Annotated in this window: 15 protein-coding genes; 8 read left to right on the plus strand and 7 right to left on the minus strand. The window is 60.0% G+C overall.

Annotated elements, in window-relative coordinates:
- The first annotated feature begins 161 nt into the window (after positions 1-161).
- The 3 genes from KQI84_02425 to KQI84_02435 are packed head-to-tail and all read left to right on the plus strand — an operon-like array spanning position 162 to position 3,359.
- Positions 162-1,328, plus strand: coding sequence for a dipeptide ABC transporter ATP-binding protein (locus KQI84_02425; protein MCB2153716.1), 1,167 nt, complete (start codon positions 162-164; stop codon positions 1,326-1,328).
- Positions 1,329-1,332: 4 nt separating this feature from the next.
- Entirely contained in the window at positions 1,333-1,758 is a 426-nt protein-coding gene (locus KQI84_02430) for a hypothetical protein (protein ID MCB2153717.1), read from the plus strand.
- The gene (locus tag KQI84_02435) at positions 1,755-3,359 is read left to right on the plus strand and encodes a hypothetical protein (GenBank protein MCB2153718.1); all 1,605 of its coding nucleotides are present in this window, start codon (positions 1,755-1,757) and stop codon (positions 3,357-3,359) included. The genes KQI84_02430 and KQI84_02435 overlap by 4 nt, the downstream gene beginning before the upstream one ends.
- A gap of 9 nt (positions 3,360-3,368) precedes the next feature.
- Here KQI84_02435 and KQI84_02440 read toward each other — a convergent pair whose 3' ends face one another.
- From KQI84_02440 to KQI84_02450, 3 genes are read right to left on the minus strand one after another with little or no spacing between them, the layout of a single operon-like run.
- The gene (locus KQI84_02440) at positions 3,369-4,151 is read right to left on the minus strand and encodes a 3-oxoacyl-ACP reductase FabG (protein ID MCB2153719.1); all 783 of its coding nucleotides are present in this window, start codon (positions 4,149-4,151) and stop codon (positions 3,369-3,371) included.
- Between the two features lie 5 nt (positions 4,152-4,156).
- Positions 4,157-5,755, minus strand: a complete 1,599-nt coding sequence (locus KQI84_02445) for a glycosyltransferase family 39 protein (protein MCB2153720.1) — start codon at positions 5,753-5,755, stop codon at positions 4,157-4,159.
- A 21-nt stretch (positions 5,756-5,776) separates the two neighbouring features.
- Positions 5,777-6,322, minus strand: a complete 546-nt coding sequence (locus KQI84_02450) for a gamma carbonic anhydrase family protein (protein MCB2153721.1) — start codon at positions 6,320-6,322, stop codon at positions 5,777-5,779.
- A 100-nt stretch (positions 6,323-6,422) separates the two neighbouring features.
- Between KQI84_02450 and KQI84_02455 the strand changes: the two genes are divergently transcribed.
- Positions 6,423-7,655 carry a site-2 protease family protein gene (locus tag KQI84_02455; protein ID MCB2153722.1) on the plus strand — a complete coding sequence of 411 codons (1,233 nt, stop codon included), beginning with the start codon at positions 6,423-6,425 and terminating at the stop codon, positions 7,653-7,655.
- Between the two features lie 80 nt (positions 7,656-7,735).
- Here KQI84_02455 and KQI84_02460 read toward each other — a convergent pair whose 3' ends face one another.
- Positions 7,736-8,281, minus strand: a complete 546-nt coding sequence (locus tag KQI84_02460; protein ID MCB2153723.1) for a metal-dependent transcriptional regulator — start codon at positions 8,279-8,281, stop codon at positions 7,736-7,738.
- A gap of 176 nt (positions 8,282-8,457) precedes the next feature.
- Between KQI84_02460 and KQI84_02465 the strand changes: the two genes are divergently transcribed.
- Together KQI84_02465 and KQI84_02470 are read left to right on the plus strand one after the other, a co-directional pair.
- A complete protein-coding gene (locus tag KQI84_02465; protein MCB2153724.1) occupies positions 8,458-9,660 on the plus strand; it encodes a hypothetical protein in 1,203 nt (400 codons plus the stop codon).
- A gap of 1 nt (position 9,661) precedes the next feature.
- Entirely contained in the window at positions 9,662-10,405 is a 744-nt protein-coding gene (locus KQI84_02470) for an SDR family oxidoreductase (protein ID MCB2153725.1), read from the plus strand.
- A gap of 7 nt (positions 10,406-10,412) precedes the next feature.
- Here the strand turns inward: KQI84_02470 and KQI84_02475 are convergent, their stop codons facing one another.
- From KQI84_02475 to dnaK, 3 genes are all read right to left on the minus strand, one after another.
- Complete coding sequence (locus KQI84_02475) at positions 10,413-11,642, minus strand: GAF domain-containing protein (GenBank protein ID MCB2153726.1); 1,230 nt, start codon at positions 11,640-11,642, stop codon at positions 10,413-10,415.
- Positions 11,643-11,749: 107 nt separating this feature from the next.
- Positions 11,750-12,277 carry a nucleotide exchange factor GrpE gene (locus KQI84_02480; GenBank protein ID MCB2153727.1) on the minus strand — a complete coding sequence of 176 codons (528 nt, stop codon included), beginning with the start codon at positions 12,275-12,277 and terminating at the stop codon, positions 11,750-11,752.
- 114 nt (positions 12,278-12,391) lie between these two features.
- Positions 12,392-14,272, minus strand: a complete 1,881-nt coding sequence (gene dnaK, locus KQI84_02485; protein ID MCB2153728.1) for a molecular chaperone DnaK — start codon at positions 14,270-14,272, stop codon at positions 12,392-12,394.
- A gap of 301 nt (positions 14,273-14,573) precedes the next feature.
- On the opposite strand from dnaK, the gene KQI84_02490 reads away from it, so the two are divergent.
- Positions 14,574-15,599: a Gfo/Idh/MocA family oxidoreductase gene (locus KQI84_02490; protein MCB2153729.1), complete on the plus strand. Its 1,026-nt coding sequence runs from the start codon at positions 14,574-14,576 to the stop codon at positions 15,597-15,599.
- A gap of 102 nt (positions 15,600-15,701) precedes the next feature.
- On the plus strand, positions 15,702-16,130 hold the full coding sequence (locus KQI84_02495) for a hypothetical protein (GenBank protein ID MCB2153730.1): 429 nt from the start codon (positions 15,702-15,704) through the stop codon (positions 16,128-16,130).
- Positions 16,131-16,133: the final 3 nt, after the last annotated feature.

Here is a 16,133-nt window from a genome sequence, read left to right on the forward strand (position 1 = left end):
CTAATCCAGACGCAGGCCGTTGGAAAAGCTAAACTTTCAGCGAAGTGCCCACTGGCTGCCGCGGATCGTCCGCTGGGCTCATTTGGCGGTTGCATCGCTTGGGGGGCATCGGGTCAACTCCTTGTTCGTAGCCGCTGGGAAAAGCACAGGAACAGTCCTCCATGACCGACGACGCAAGAACCCAAGACGTTGTTCTCGAAGTTCGCGACCTGAAGAAGTGGTTCCCCATTCGCAAGGGGCTGCTCTCGCGCGTGGTTGCTCACGTGAAGGCCGTGGACGGTGTGTCGCTTCACCTGTGCAAGGGCGAGACGCTGGGTCTTGTGGGCGAGTCCGGCTGCGGCAAGACAACTGCAGGCCGATTGGTCATGAACCTGATCCCGGCCACCGAAGGCGACGTCCGCATCGGCAACTCGAAGAACCTGTGCGAGCTCTCGCCGCGCGAGATGCTCCCCTACCGCCGGAAGATCCAGATGATCTTCCAGGATCCGTTTTCTTCGCTCAACCCGCGCATGACCGTCGGAACGATGATCGCCGAAGCCTTGGCGATTCACAAACTGGTTCCGAAAGGCCCTCAGCGTGAAAAGCGCGTTCGCCAGTTACTTGATTTTGTCGGACTGCCAACGGAGAGCGCGAAGCGTTTCCCGCACGAATTCTCCGGCGGCCAACGCCAGCGCATCGGCGTTGCTCGTGCACTCGCCGTCGAGCCCGAGATCATCATCGCAGATGAACCGGTTTCGGCACTCGACGTCTCGATCCAGGCGCAGGTCATCAACCTGCTCGAGGAGTTGCAGCGCGAATTCGGTCTCGCCTTCCTGTTCATCAGCCACGATCTGTCCGTCGTTGGCCACCTTTGCCATCGTGTCGCCGTCATGTACTTGGGCCGGATCGTGGAGAAGGGCGAGAAGCTGACGATCTTTAACGCGCCGCGGCATCCTTACACAAAAGCACTGCTGAGCGCCGTGCCCGTGATCGAAAAAGACCAGCGCCGCCAACGAGTTATCCTGCCGGGCGATGTTCCATCTCCCGTCGATCCGCCTCCTGGATGTCACTTCCACCCGCGCTGTCCCGCGCGGTTCGGCCCATGCGATCAGGTCGTTCCGAAATTGCTTCCCCTGGCGGACGGTACGCGCGTCGCCTGCCATCTGTACGATCCGGCCTTCAAGGGTGAGCTCACGGACGATCTGCAGAAGGCGAAGGAACTGGATGTGATGCCGGACTTCATCGATCGTGTGAAGGATGAGTTTTCGACGGAAACCAGCACGAAAGACAATCCCCTCCAGCCCCGGCCCGAGGCCGCCGTTGCCGCGGAAAAGGGCTCGGCCGAGTAACACCGTGTGCCCTCGCGGCCCCGACCAATCCACGAGCTTGCGCCAGGAGTGCGACCTGTTCGCTCGCTACCTGATCGGGCGTCGGCCCAGTGATGCGATTGCAGCACGCTATGTCGAGGGATGGAAGCGTGTGCGCTCGCAAGGTGAATCGGACAGCGCAGCCTTGCGCGCCGTCGAACGTCATCCGGCCCTCTTGCCCCTTCTGGATGCCGCGTGCGCGCTGCGACGCAAGGACGATCCGTTGCGGCGAAAGCTGATATTGTTGACTGCGATCCTTGAAGCATCCGTGGAAAATTCCGACCTCTTCCTGCCGCGCCATCGTTCGCTGCCTGTGATGATAATCGGTCTCGGATGGAACGGATGCCGGGCTGTCTTGAAGACGATGATCGGCCTTGTATTGCTGCCTCTCGTCGCGAGGGAAACGCCATGAGCGACTTCGATGTCATCGTGGTAGGCTCTGGCGCCAGCGCTGTCCACGCGGCGTGGCCGATCGTGGAAGCAGGATTGCGTGTCGCGATGCTGGACGTCGGCAGCACCGACAAAGAGCGCGTGCCAGCCAAGGACTTCCTGACATTGCGCAAATCAGACGAGGAGCAGCATCGCTACTTGCTGGGCGAACGATTCGAAGGCGTGCCGTTTGGTCCGGTGCGCGTGGGTGCGCAACTTACGCCTCCGCGACAGTTCATCACGCGCGATGTCGAACGACTGACTCCGCTGGCAACCGATCTGCACGTCATGCAAAGCCTCGCACTCGGGGGGCTCGGCGCAGGTTGGGGGGCCTCGACGGTGCCCTTCAATGATCGAGATATCGAAAACTGGCCAATCGGACGAACGGACCTGCAGCCGCACTACGAAAAAGTAGCCGCGCGCATCGGCGTCTGCGGAACCAATCACGATGATCTGGCGGAGTTCCTCGGTCCCGTAAAGGGAATGCTTTCGCCTGCGAAGCCCGATTCCAATGCGCGCTCGATCTTCAAACGCTACAGAGCACATCGAGCCGAGTTGAATCGTCGCGGCTTCTACATGGGAATCCCGCGGCTTGCTCTTGCGACTCACAAATTCCGAGGACGCGGTCCGGTCGCGTACAATGACATGGAATTCTGGAGCGACGCAGACCGCTCAGTCTATCGGCCGAAGTACACAGTCGAGGAACTCCAGCGCTTCGAGAATTTCACGTACCGCGACGGCTGCCTGGTCGAGCGCTTCCAGGAAAATGAGGGACGGAGTCATGTCGAAGTGGCTTGCACAAACACGCGCACCGGCGCGCGCGAGAGTTTCACTGCCCGTCGCCTGGTCATTGGCGCAGGAGCGATCGGAACGGCACGCATCGTTCTCCGATCTCTGAATCGCTACGATGAATGCGTACCGTTTGTGTGCAACCCATACACGTATTTCCCATGCCTGAACGTTGCGCGTCTTGGGCGCCCATCAATCGACAGGCGCCACAGCCTCACGCAATTGCTGATGGTGTTCGATCCGAGCGGTGAGAATGGCAAGCCATTGCAGCCGCAGCTCTATTCGTATCGCTCGCTGCTGCTCTTCAAACTGGTCAAAGAGTCTCCCCTACCCGTTCGAGAATCCATCCGCCTGATGCGATTGCTGCAGGAGTATTTCGTGATCGTCGGAGTCTTTCACGAGGATTGCCCACGTTCTGGCCAGTTCGCTCGCCTCCTCAAAAAGGAGGACGGAGACGAGTTGGAGCTGCGCGGGCCGACTGACCCCGATCAGGAAGCGATGCGCATTGCCCGGGAGAAACGCCTGATGCCTTGCCTGCGGCGCGTCGGTTGCTTGCCACTGAAGCGCATCGACCCAGGGTTTGGTTCGAGCATCCATTACGGCGGAACGTTCCCCATGTCGGTTGAAGGGGACGACCTGACGACAACGCCCGACGGCACGCTTCGCGCCGCGCCGCTGGTCACGCTCGCCGACGGCGCCACGTTCCCTCACCTGCCTGCAAAGGGCCTGACATTCACACTGATGGCGAACGGGAATCGCATCGGCGAAGCACTAGTAAAGAACCTGCAATCGTAGCGCGATGGATCAAGACGTCGGATCAAAACCCATCGTGGACATTCCACCATCGACGGCGATCGTCTGTCCGGTGATGTAGGCCGATGCGTCCGATGCGAGGAAGATCGCGAGTCCAACCAGATCGCGCAGCTCGCCGACGCGCTTCATCGGAGTCGCCCGCAGAATTGCGGACATGTACTTTTCATCCTTGAGAAGCTTCTCGGTCAATGGCGTGCGGAAGTACCACGGCGCGATGCAGTTGACATTGATCCCGTAGGGTGCCCACTCGAGCGCAAGCGTGCGCGTCATCTGGCCGATCGCCCCCTTCGAGGCTGCATAGGCCACGCCTGTCTTGAGCGAAACAAGACCGGCAACGGAACCGATGTTGACGATATGTCCCCCATCATTGCGCGACATGATCCGCGCAGCGGCTCTCGAGCAGTAGAAGACGGAATCGAGATTTGTACGCAGAACCGCGTGCCAGTCCTCGTCGCTGGTTTCCATCGCGGGGCGGCGGATATTCGTCCCCGCATTGTTCACGAGAATATCGACTTTCTCCCACTCGTTCGCGACGGTTTCAAAGGCTCGCGTGACGTCGTCGGAGCTACTGACGTCGGTCGGTACAACAACGAACGAACGCCCTTTGTCCGCGATTTGTGCGGCCGTTTCGAGCAAGTCCTCTTTGTTGCGCGCGAGGAGCGCGACGTCGGCGCCGGCTTCGGCGAAGGCGATTGCGATCGCTTGGCCGATACCTCGACTGGCGCCCGTTACCAACGCCGTCTTGCCTTCCAAAGAAAACTGACTCAGCGGCATGGCGTTCACCTCGGTTCGAGAATCGGATCGTGCAGGATGGGCTGCCCTTTGGGAATGTAAAGACCGAGGCTCGTGTTCCTCGTGGGGAAGGGCTGCGGCTCAATGGGCTGATAATGCGTCTCAATGGCGTTGCGCACAACGGGGATTTGGCCGGTCTGTTCCATGTCCAGAAGAACGAGCGGCACTTCCTGGCGGCGCAGCATCGCGCCGAGTTCATTCATCTTCAAGACGCCTTCGCCCTCGATTCCATCGTGCGTTTCATTCACCCACTTGATTTGCCACAGATAATTCTCCGCAAGCTCCGCGGCCACGGTCCGCCCCGTGATATAGGCATAGAACGGCGGAGCAAGAATCGGATCCCCGGGCTGGGTGTACGTCTCGATCAAGCTCTTGAGCATGCGCACTTGCGGTTCGGGCAATTCCGCCTGTTGTTCATTCAGGGTCAGACGAACATTCCGCACGCCGGGGTTCAGACAAACAAGGCCGACTAGAACGAGCACGGGAAAAAGAAGCCGAAGGAAAGGCAGCGTGTTCCGCAGGCTGAGTTCCTTCAACTCTTCGCGCTTCGGCAATGTCCAGCGCATGAAACGTACAATGCCGTCCGCCGCGAAGATCGCGATGGCCGGCTCGCCGATTACGAAGATGTAGTCCATCGTTCCGCCCTTCATGACGAAACCGATGGAAAGGCACATCCCGATGGCCGACCACGCGGCGTATTCCCAGCGCAACCATGCGTCGCCTTTGGCGTCTTCCTTCCTTCGTGCCATCGCGTCGCGCGTCCCGATTGCCAGCGCCGCGCCCGCCACAAGAATGTAGAAGCCCTCCAGATGCAAAACGCTCGCGCTTTGGCTGATCACCTTGTTCTTCGCATAGACGGCGAACGGATAGCCGAGGATTTCCTCGCGCGGGAAGCTGCCCACCTGGTTGAAGACAACATTCGTCCAGTAGGGCTCCCCTGCCCAAAGCGCTGCGCCCAGTGCACCGATGCCCCAGATCCCCAGGCCGATCCCCGCGTACCACGGGAGCAATTCCCGTCTCCGGAATCCCAGGAAGATCGCGTTCACAACGAAGTACGGCACGGCGGTCATGTTGGTGTGCATCGCTAACGCCGAAGCGACACCCGCAATGATCGCATCGCGCTTGTTCAATCCGAGGATTCCCCAGAATGCGAGTAGCAGGAGCGGAACCTCGAGGTTCTCCGATTGGAGGGCAAAACTCCACCAGAATCCAATCGGCAGCGCAAGGTACAGCGCTGCGGCGAGAACCGCTCGGAATCCGCAACGAAAGAGTCTCAATGCTGCGAGGTAAACCATCAGCGACGCCGCAATGCGAAGGAGCATCTGGTAGACACGCGCGCCGGTCATCGCACTGCCGAACCAGGATCCGACGCGCTGTGAGATGGCGCTCATAAGAAGATGCATCGGCGGCTGCGGCGCGAGGATGTCGCGATAGGGGACCAGCCCATCGTTGATGCGCTGCCCAACGTACAGGTAATTCCCATCCCCGAAGTCCCAATAGGTCAGCCCCCACGTCGGGATGACGAGGAGCCCCAGGAGGACCCACAGGGCCGCGAGAATCAGAACTTGAGCGCTACGATAGTGCATGGATTGCCTTTGCCCGAAGGGCTAGAATTTCCAGCCCGTTCCTGCTGTCCACTCCTGCATCATGGCGAGGTGCCGCTTCCCGTTATTCACGTACTTCCCGGTGTTGTAGTAGGAACCCTTCACATCTTCCTCGGTGAGTTCCCGAACAACGCGCCCCGGAACGCCAAGAACCAGGCTGCGCGCCGGGATCCTCTTGTCTTCCGCGATCACGGCGCCTGCGCCAACGATGCACTCCTTCCCAATGACGGAGCGATTCAGAATCGTGGCACTCATTCCGATCAGACATCCGGGCTCGATTTCGCAAGCATGGATCATCGCCAGATGTCCAACGGTGATGTCTTCTTTGATGATACAGGGCTCGCCTTCGCCGGTGTGCAGAACGCTGTTATCTTGGATGTTCGAGCGCTTCCCGACATAGATGGGCTCGAGGTCGCCGCGCAGGACGCAACCGTACCACACGGAGGCATCTTCCTCGATTTCGACCTCTCCGATGATTACGGCCGTGGGGGCGACAAAGGCATTTGGGTGGATCTTGGGCACTCGGCCCTCGAATGGAATAATCGGCATGGTTCGTTTTCCTGCTGCCTCGGCTCGGAAATTGCACCAGTATTTAGCTGCAAGGTGCGGAAGACAGTTGAGTGCCCCAGCGAGGGCTGGTGCAACTCCAATGCCGCGCCACCGGCGCCCGCCCGCAACACGGACGGGTCAGGAAGACACAACGGAGGCTTCGACAAACGTGCTCGGTCTGCTCGGAAGACGAGGTATTCGGCTGGGGCGATTCTTCGGAGTCGACGTCCAATTAGACGTCTCCTGGTTCTTCATCTTCTTCATCCTGATCTTCTTCGCGGCCAACTGGCTGGGCGAAGTCCCAACCGTTACGGGGACACAGGCCTGGGTCTTTGCGATCCTGGGCGTGGTTCTGTTCTTCCTCAGCCTTCTGGCCCACGAGTTCGGGCATGCATTCACCGCCCGCGCGTTCGGCATCAAGACCCACGCGATCACGCTTTTCATGTTTGGCGGCGCGGCCCAAATGGAACGCGGGCCGAAGCGTCCGACCGCCGAGTTCTGCATCGCGCTCGCCGGTCCGGCCGTGTCCTTCATAACAGGTGTCGCCTTTGGCGTCGCGTGGTATCTTCTGCGCAACACAAGCATATCCCCCGGAATGCTCAACATCCTGGCCTATCTAGGCTCCATCAACCTGATCCTGACGTTCTTCAACCTCATCCCGGGATTTCCGCTGGACGGAGGTATGATGCTCCGTGCCGCCATCTGGGGAGTGTCGGGCAGCTATCTGCTGGCGTCGCGGATTGCCGGCGGTATCGGCCGCGCGTTTGGAGGGTTTCTCCTGTTTTGGGGTATCGCGGGAACCTTGACGATGCTCGCCGGAGCCAATGTTCCGGTCGTGTCGTCCGCAGGCCCGTTCACGGCCCTGATCGGCTGGTTCATGATGGGCCTGGCGAAGGCGCAGCAGCGGCATGCCGAGGTGTCAGCGGTGCTCGGCGATCTGACGGTGCGCGACCTGATGCGGCCGATTCACGCTGTCGTGCCGGCCGATACGCTAATCTCAGACGTGATTAAGTACTACTTCGGAGCGCTGCCCGGCGACCAATTCCCGGTGGTAGAGGACCAGCGTCTGCTTGGTCTGATTACACGGGCCCAGGTCGATGCCGTGCCGGAGCGCCAGTGGGATTGGGTCCGCGCCGGAGAAGTGGCTCGGCCATTCCGCCGCGAAGCCTCCGTCCCTCCCGGGCTGGGCGCCCTGGATGCACTGCAATTGCTGGCTGGGACCAATATTACGTCGGTGCCGGTTTTTCAGGATCGCCGACTGCTGGGCTATCTGTTCCGGAATGATCTACTGCAAGCTTACGAGAGCCGGAAGAGCCAGGTCGGCGTCAGTTGATCGAGGTTCCAACGCCCCAGAAAACAGAAATCGCGGCCTCGACGGGCCGCGATTTCTTTAAGAACGATCTTTGCAGAATGTCATTCTTCGCCGGACCTGTTTCCATCACCGGCACACTGGAGATCGCACGTATCGGTCTCGCAAAGCTCGCACTGCTCCGGACCGGGACAGCAGAAGTGGTAGTCGGCAAACTGCTTTAGAAACTCGCGGGAGATCTTGCGATCGCTGCGGGCGTACTGCAGAAAGGTCAGCAAGCGCTCGCGCGTCTCACTGCTGACGAGATGCTCGATCTTGCATGAATCGATGCTTGCCTGCTCTTCAGAAACCCCCAGCACATCCGTGAAGAAATGCACGAAGGAACGGTTCGCAACATGGACATCGTGCGCCACGCGCAGACCCTCGTCCGTCAGCCCCAAGAACCGATTGTGGTCCTCGGAGACGTACCCCTTGCCCTTGAGGGCTTTGAGGCTAACCGAAGCCGAGCCCGGCGTGATGTCGAGTTCCCGGGCCACGTCGGTGACGCGGGCATAGCCCTGACGCTTCAGGAGGTCCTGAATCGCCATCAGGTAGTGAGCCATGCTATGGGTCACTTCCTGGCCTTCAAATTCCTTCCAAGTCGGCTGCATCCAATGCTCCATCTCGTCGATTCTCGCCGCCTGGGGAGAATCCGGGTCAATCGTACCCCATCCTGGAGCAAAAACCCCGCCACGGCAAGCGGCAAATCTCTCCCTGCTCGCCGCTGATTTCCCCCTCGTCAAACCCCATCCCGCATCGTACAGTCCCTTTGCCTGGAGGAACACTGGTGAAGCAAATTGCGATTCTCCCCATCACGATCTGCTTGTTGCTGCTCGCTGCGAACGCACCGCACGCGATGGCCGACGAAATCCACTGCAGTCTCTGCGGCCAGATTATCAGCGGCCAGTACATGGAGTACAAGACGGCGGACGGAAAGAAATTGAGCGTCTGCCAGCACTGCGCCGACACGAAGCCCAAGTGCGCACTCTGCGGCATTCCAACGAACAATCGCGCCGGTGGGGGCAAACCCGCCCTTTGTGATAATTGCCGACGCACGGCGATGTCCTGCGACCGGTGCGGGCATCTTATCACGGGCAAGTACGTCACCTACCGTCCCGCAGGAAAGAGTGAGATTCGTGTGTGCGAGCGCTGCGAGCAGGCCTTGTTGAAGTGCTCGGTTTGCGGAGTTCCATACAAGGCGACGGATCTGCGCCGATCGCCGAATGGACAGATCTGGTGTACCGATTGCCTTGCAAAGGCAAAGATCTGCAATCTCTGCAAGAACCCAATCAACGGATCATACTACGAGATCCCATTCCTGGATGGGCAATGGTGCGCCGACTGCTTCGAGCACAAACTGCACTGCAGCACCTGCGGTCGGCCAATGGATGAACCGGCGGCGTCGCTCTTCGATGGGCGACACGTCTGCCGCGAGTGCTATAAGACCAGCGTGACGGGAACGGAGAAGCTGGAAGAGATCCGGGATGAGCTCGTCCCGGAATTTCGGAAGCTCTTCGGCCGTCCGGTGCATCCCCCACCGATCCGAGCCGTCGCCGCCTCCGAGTTGCGCGGCGCAATGGTTGAAGGAGAGATCTATCTGCCCGAGGATGAAGAAGGGAAGGTCCCCATCGTCCGTGAGATGGGCCTCTTCCGTGTGCGAGATGGCGTGCAGGAGATTCTGATCCTCGACACAATGCCCGAAGACATGGCGTGGGAAACAGTCGCCCACGAGTTGGCCCACGCCTGGCATTATCAGCAGCATCCCATGTCACGGGATCCGGTGATTGTCGAGGGCTTCGCCCAGTGGACGGCCGAGCAGCTTTGTTACAAGACATACCATCGTACGACGCTTGATCGCCTGCGGAATCGAGAGGACTTCTACGGTCTCGCCTTCCGCACAATGCAGCAGGTTGAGTTGAAAGACGGCACCCGCGGCGTTCTAAAGGCTCTGGAGGAAAACGAACTCCCATCAGGCGTCGGAGGCTATTGAGATGACGGAGTTTTTCTCCCTCGCGGACAAGGTTGTGTGGATCACGGGCTCGGCCAGGCGAGTCGGGCGAGAGATCGCACTCGCCTGCGCCGAGGCTGGGGCGGACATTGTCGTTCACTGCCGCAGTTCGCGCGATGAAGCGGAAGCGACTGCCGCGGAGATCACTGCGCTGGGACGCCGTGCAATCTTAGTCCAGGGGGACCATGCAGTCCGCGCCGATGTACGGCGAATGGTCGAAGAAATCGACCGTGTCTTTGGTCGATTGGATGGCCTCGTGAATTCGGCTGCGGTTTTTCCGCGCGTGGATTTCGAGAAGGCCACGGATGAGGACTTCGATCGCGCAATCGATTCGAATTTGCGCGGAGCCTTCCTCTGCAGCCAGCTCGCGCTTCCGCTGCTGCGGAAGAAGCCCCCTTCGCACATTATCAATCTGGTAGACTGGTCCGTGGAGCGCCCGTACCGCAGATACGCGGCCTACATGGCTGCCAAGGGTGGCCTGGCGACGCTGACAAAGGCGCTCGCGAAGGAACTCGCGCCGGATGTACGCGTGAATTCCATCTCGCCCGGGCCGGTGCTCGAGCCGGCCGATCTCGGCGACAAAGAACGCGACGCAATCATCGCGAAGACCCTCGTGAATCGTTGGGGAACTCCGCGAGACATCGTGCGGGCAGCGATCTTTCTGCTCGGATCCGATTACATAACAGGCAGTGATGTCGTCGTGGATGGCGGACGAAGCCTGGCCTGACTGGCCGTTAGTGCTTGATTGGCAATTCGATCGTGAACGTCGTGCCGACATCCTTCTGCGTTTCGAAGAAAATCCGTCCGCCGTGCTCGTCGACGATCTTCTTCGTCACCGCCAGGCCGATACCGGTTCCGCCGTGTCCCTTTGTGGAGTAGAACAGGTTGAACATCTTCGCCTGCACTTCCTCGGGAATGCCGGAGCCGTTGTCGCTGACCTGAATGCGCGCGCAGCCAGCGCTGAGATCGAGGCGACTGACGATCTTGACCTCCGGATCGGGATGCCCCGCGGGCAACGCGTCCAGGGCGTTCGTCACCAGGTTGAGCAGTGCGTCGTAGAGTGCCTGCTCGTCGAACATGATGCTGGGGATCAGTTCATCAATTGCGACGCCAAGGCGCACGCCGCGCTGCATCGTGTTCTCCTCGACCTCGCGCGCAAGGTTCGCAATCAGCGCATTCAAGTCGCCGCGTTCCAACTCGACTTGTGTGCCGCGAGAGTAGTTCAGCATGTTCAGAACAAGCGCCCGGATCTTGCCGTTGCTTCGCTTCAGCAGTTGCCAGCCCCGCTCGGTCTTTGAGACGTCGCCATTCCGAAGGCCGGACTCGACGAAGTACTCGCCGCCCGTCATGGTCTGAAGGACGTTCTTGATGTAGTGGGCGACTTCGCTGAGGGAGATGCCGATGGCCGCCAATCGTTCGGCTTCCATCTTCTCAACGTACAGACGGGCTTTCTCGAGGACGATTGCCACCTGTTTAGCGATAATCTCTGCGAATACGATCTCTTCCTGACTCCATTCGACACACCGCTCGCGCCGCACCGAAAGAACTCCAACGACCTCTTCCTGGATGCGGAGCGGGGTGCAGAGGTACGCCATCAGGCGCGTCTCCTCCTGCGTGTCGTCCAGCCGGGCGTAGCGCTCGTCATGGCGGGCGTCGGCCAGCGCAACCGTCTGGTTATGCGATGCCGCCCAACCGGTCACGCCGTCGCCAAGATCGAATCCGCGTACGCCCAGCTCCTCCGCCCGACTGAGGCCGTGCGTCGCTCGAAGTACAAGAAAATCAGGTTTCTCCTCGTCGAGCAGGTACACAGAGCAGGTCTGCGTATCCATCACGCGCGCGGTGATTCCGCAGATGGTATCCAGAATCCGATCGAATTCCATGACGGATCCCACCGCGTGGCTGATGTCCAGCAGCGCGTGCGCGATGCGAATGTCTTGTGCCAAGGCAGAAACTGGAGCTGTCATGATCGCTCTCCGGCAGTCCTGAAACGAAGTGTGCCCACCGTCCCACGGGCATCCGCGGACCGGTGGGCAATTTCCGCGCCCGACCTCATGTGATCAACTGTTCGATGTCACCCGTGCCGGACGACGATGACCTTTGCGGGCCGGAGGATCGTCCCATCTGAAAACCGGTAGCCGGTCTGGATTTCGTCGACGACCTCGCCTTCGTCCTTTTCCGGGATGTGGGCCGTCGCAATGGCTTCGTGGATGTTCGGATCGAACTGCTCGCCAATCGCATCGAAGGGTTCCGCTCCGAACCGTCGGAGAGTCTCGAGCATCTGCGCACGGATTGCACCGAAGCCGTCGATCCACTCGTTCGCCTCGGCGCCCTGCATTCCGAGTGCTCTGTCGAAGTTGTCCAGTACGTCGAGGAACCCTCGCAGCACCGATTCACGCTCGCGCAGACGCGCCAGTTCGACTTCGCGCGTCATGCGCTTGCGCAAGTTCGCGACCTCGGCGGCCGCGCGCATCCACTTCTCCTTGAACTCGTCGGCGATTTCTTCGGACGGCAGTTCCTCCGCGCCTTCCGGCGAGATGTCTTCGATGGTCGCCTCCGGTAATGGCTGCTCTTCGGGCTTCTTTTTGCGCTTCTTTCTCATGCGGTTTCCTTGTTGATTGATGGGGCAGATGAGACCCAGGGGGACAAATCGCCTGCCCCCTGGGTCATCCCGTTTCCTCTTCAGTCACTAGTCACTAGCCACTAGCCACTGCTTCTACATTTCCTTGAACTCCGCATCGACGACATCGGAGTCGCTGCGAGCTCCGGTTCCAGCCGGTGTTTCTGCACCGGAATGTGCGTGCGCGGCTCCCTGTTGCAAGCCAGCGGCCACCTGCTGCAGATCGCTCATCAGGCTGCGAATCCTGTCGATCGGGGCCTCATCCTTGATGGCCTGCCGCGCTTCCTGAATCAGCATCTCGGCGCGTCCCTTCTCGTGCGAAGGAGCGGCATCTCCCATCTCGTTCAGGGCCTTTTCAACCTGGTAGGCCAGTGAATCGAGCTGGTTGCGGGCTTCGATGGCTTCGCGCCGCTTCTTATCTTCGGAGGCGTGCGCCTCGGCGTCCTTCACCATCCGGTCGATGTCGCCCTGTTCCAGATTGGCCGAATCGGAGATGGTGATTTTCTGTTCCTTGCCCGTGGATTTGTCATGGGCGGAGACACTGAGGATGCCATTGGCGTCGATGTCAAACGCGACTTCGATCTGCGGCACGCCCCGCGGCGCCGGACGAATGCCTTCGAGCTTGAACGTTCCAAGCACACGGTTATCGCGGGCCATTTCGCGTTCGCCCTGCAGGATCACGATCTCAACGGCAGGCTGATTGTCGTCGGCTGTCGAGAAGATCTCCGACCGATGCACGGGGATGGTCGTGTTGCGCTCGACGATCTTGGTCATCACCCCGCCGAGGGTCTCTACACCCAGGCTGAGCGGCGTCACGTCCAGCAGCAGCACGTCCTTCACATCGCCGGAGAGGATGCCGCCCTGAGCGGCCGCTCCGATGGCAACCACTTCGTCCGGATTCACGGACATGTTGGGTTGCTTCCCGCCTGTCAGCTTCTTGACCAGGTCCTGAACAGCCGGGATTCGAGTCGAGCCACCAACCAGGATGACTTCGTCAATGTCCGGGGCGGCCAGCTTCGCGTCCGCGAGAGCCTGCTTGACCGGCCCCATGCAGCGCTCAACCAGTTTTGCCGTCAGTTGATCGAACTTCGAGCGGGTCAGCTCGATATTCAGGTGCTTCGGTCCACTGGCGTCGGCGGTGATGAACGGAAGACTGATCGTCGTCGTCATGGTCGAGGACAGCTCGCACTTGGCGCGCTCGGCAGCTTCGTAGAGTCGCTGCAGTGCCTGGCGATCCTGGCGAAGGTCGATTCCCTGGTCGCGTTTGAACTCGTCAGCCAGCCAATCGACGATGGCCTTGTCGAAGTCGTCGCCACCCAGGTGCGTATCGCCGGCGGTCGAACGAACCTCGCAGACCCCGTCGCCGACGTCCAGAACGGACACGTCGAAGGTTCCGCCGCCGAGATCAAAGACCATGACGGTTTCACTCTTCTTCTTGTCCATACCGTAGGCCAAGGCGGCGGCCGTCGGCTCGTTCACAACTCGCAGGACATTCAACCCCGCGATCCTGCCCGCGTCCTTCGTGGCTTGACGCTGGGCATCATTGAAGTACGCCGGCACCGTAATGACGGCATCGGTGATCTTCTCGCCCAGATGCGCGGCGGCGTCCTTGACGAGCTTCCGCAGGATCTGCGCGCTGATTTCCTCTGGCGCATAGTCCTTGCCACGAATCTCGAAGCGCACCGCGCCGTTCTCCCCCGCCTTCACCTTGTAGGGGACGATCTTCATTTCTTCGCTGACTTCGTCGTACTTGCGGCCGACGAAGCGCTTGGCCGAGTACACGGTGGCCTCGGAATTCAGGACGCCCTGGCGCTTCGCCACCGTACCGACGAGGCGTTCGCCGTCTTTCGTAAACGCGACGACCGATGGTGTGGTCCGCGCACCTTCAGAGTTTGTCACAACTGTCGGCTGGTCGCCATCCATCACCGCAACCACCGAATTCGTAGTACCCAAGTCGATTCCAACAACTTTACCCATTTTCGTTACCTCCTGTCTGGGAGTGCGTCGCACCCCGCGACTTGCGCCCCATATCATTACGAGATACATGCCGAGACAGCGAGAGTGGCAAGTCGAACAAATTCAATATTCTGCGCCCTATCGCGGGTTGGCTGCCCAAGCGATGCAACGTCGAATGCGACGGTCTTTCGCGGAGTGTGCGACGGTACGGGAAGATCTGTCTGCCTGGCGGACACGCAGGCCGCTTCAGTCCATTTGTTTCAGTTTGCACCGAGGGCCGCGACGGCAGCATCCTGGGGTCAGCTTACTCGCGGAGGATTCTATGATTGGGTTGGGAGTTGTCGGATTGGGCGGCTGGGGGCCGAACCTGCTGCGAAACGCAGCGAATACTCAGGGCGCGGAAGTTCGCATCGTGTGCGACGCGAATGCCGATCGCCTGGCGGCCGTGGCGCAGGCCCAGAAATCGTTCGATCAAACAACCGAATTGGTGGACGTTCTGTCGCGCCAGGATGTCGATGCGGTGATTCTGGCCACTCCGGCGGGCCTGCACTTTCAGCACGCCACCGCTGCTCTCGAAGCCGGCAAGCATGTGCTTGTCGAGAAGCCGATGGCCTTGACGGCGGAAGAAGGGCGCATCCTGGTCCGGCGCGCTAAGGAAGTGGATCGCCTCCTGATGGTCGGACACACGTTCCTTTACAACGATGCAGTCGCCGAAATGAAGCGCCTCGTCGATGCCGGCGAGTTGGGCCGTGTCTACTCGATCATGGCCGAGCGCATGTCGCTCGGCAAGATTCGCGATGATGTAAATGCGATGTGGAACCTCAGCCCCCACGACTTCTCGATCGTGCTGCACCTGCTCGGCGAAATGCCGCGGCGTGTCTGGGCGAAGGGCGGAGTCTTCCTGCCTGGATCACAACTGCATGACGTGGTCATAGCGACGCTGGAATTCCCGTCCGGTGCGCTCGTGAATGTGTACAGTTCCTGGCTGAATCCAATCAAGATCCGCCGCATGACAGTGGTCGGCGATAAGAAGATGCTCGTGTACGACGATGTGTCCAGCGATCGGATGATCGTGGTGTACGAGAAGTCCGTCGACAGCGTGCCATTCGACGATCCTTCGGGCAGCTTCAAGAAATTCCAGCACCACATCCGAACGGGCGGCGAGCAGGTCTCCGACTTCGAGTTCCGCGAGCCATTGGCGCAGGAGATCGCACACTTCGCCGATTGTATCGCCAATGGCAAAACACCGCGATCGGATGGCGAAGAAGGTCTGCGTGTGCTGCGAGTCCTGGAAGCATGTCAGAATTCTCTGGAGTCCAACGGTTTGCCAATTGAGCTTCTTCCATAGGATGGAGTGCATGTTATGACCGAACAGCCTTTTCATGATCTGTTAGCAAAAGCCTCACAGCCTTCGGCGAAGGATACCGGTTCCAAACCGGGAGATGCGAAAATGCTGGCAGAGGTCGCAGAGAAGATTTCGCAGTTGGGTTACATGGCGGGGAACTGGCGGGCGGAGTTCGATGGGGAAGTAATGGAGGAATTCTGGGCGGCACCGATGGGAAATTCCATGTCCGGCGTCACGCGTTTCATTCGAGACGACAAGCTGCGCCTGATGGAAGTGCTCTCTATCGAAGGAACTGACCGCGGGATCGTCATGTACATCAAGCACTTCGCCCCACAAATGAGAGTCCTGGAACGTCAGCCTCTCGCCTACAAACTGGTGCGTATGGAAGATGGCCTGGCCGTCTTTGAGAATCGCCGCCGCGAGTTCCCGCGGACGATCACCTATCGCCGCGAAGGCGATAACCTGACCGCAACGCTGGAGGGTAAGCGCGACGATGCCCCTGCGGAATTGGTCTTCCGCTTCAAGCCCATCTGACTA

Source organism: bacterium (genome assembly GCA_020444065.1).
In the GTDB taxonomy this organism is placed as follows: Bacteria; Sumerlaeota; Sumerlaeia; order SLMS01; family JAHLLQ01; genus JAHLLQ01.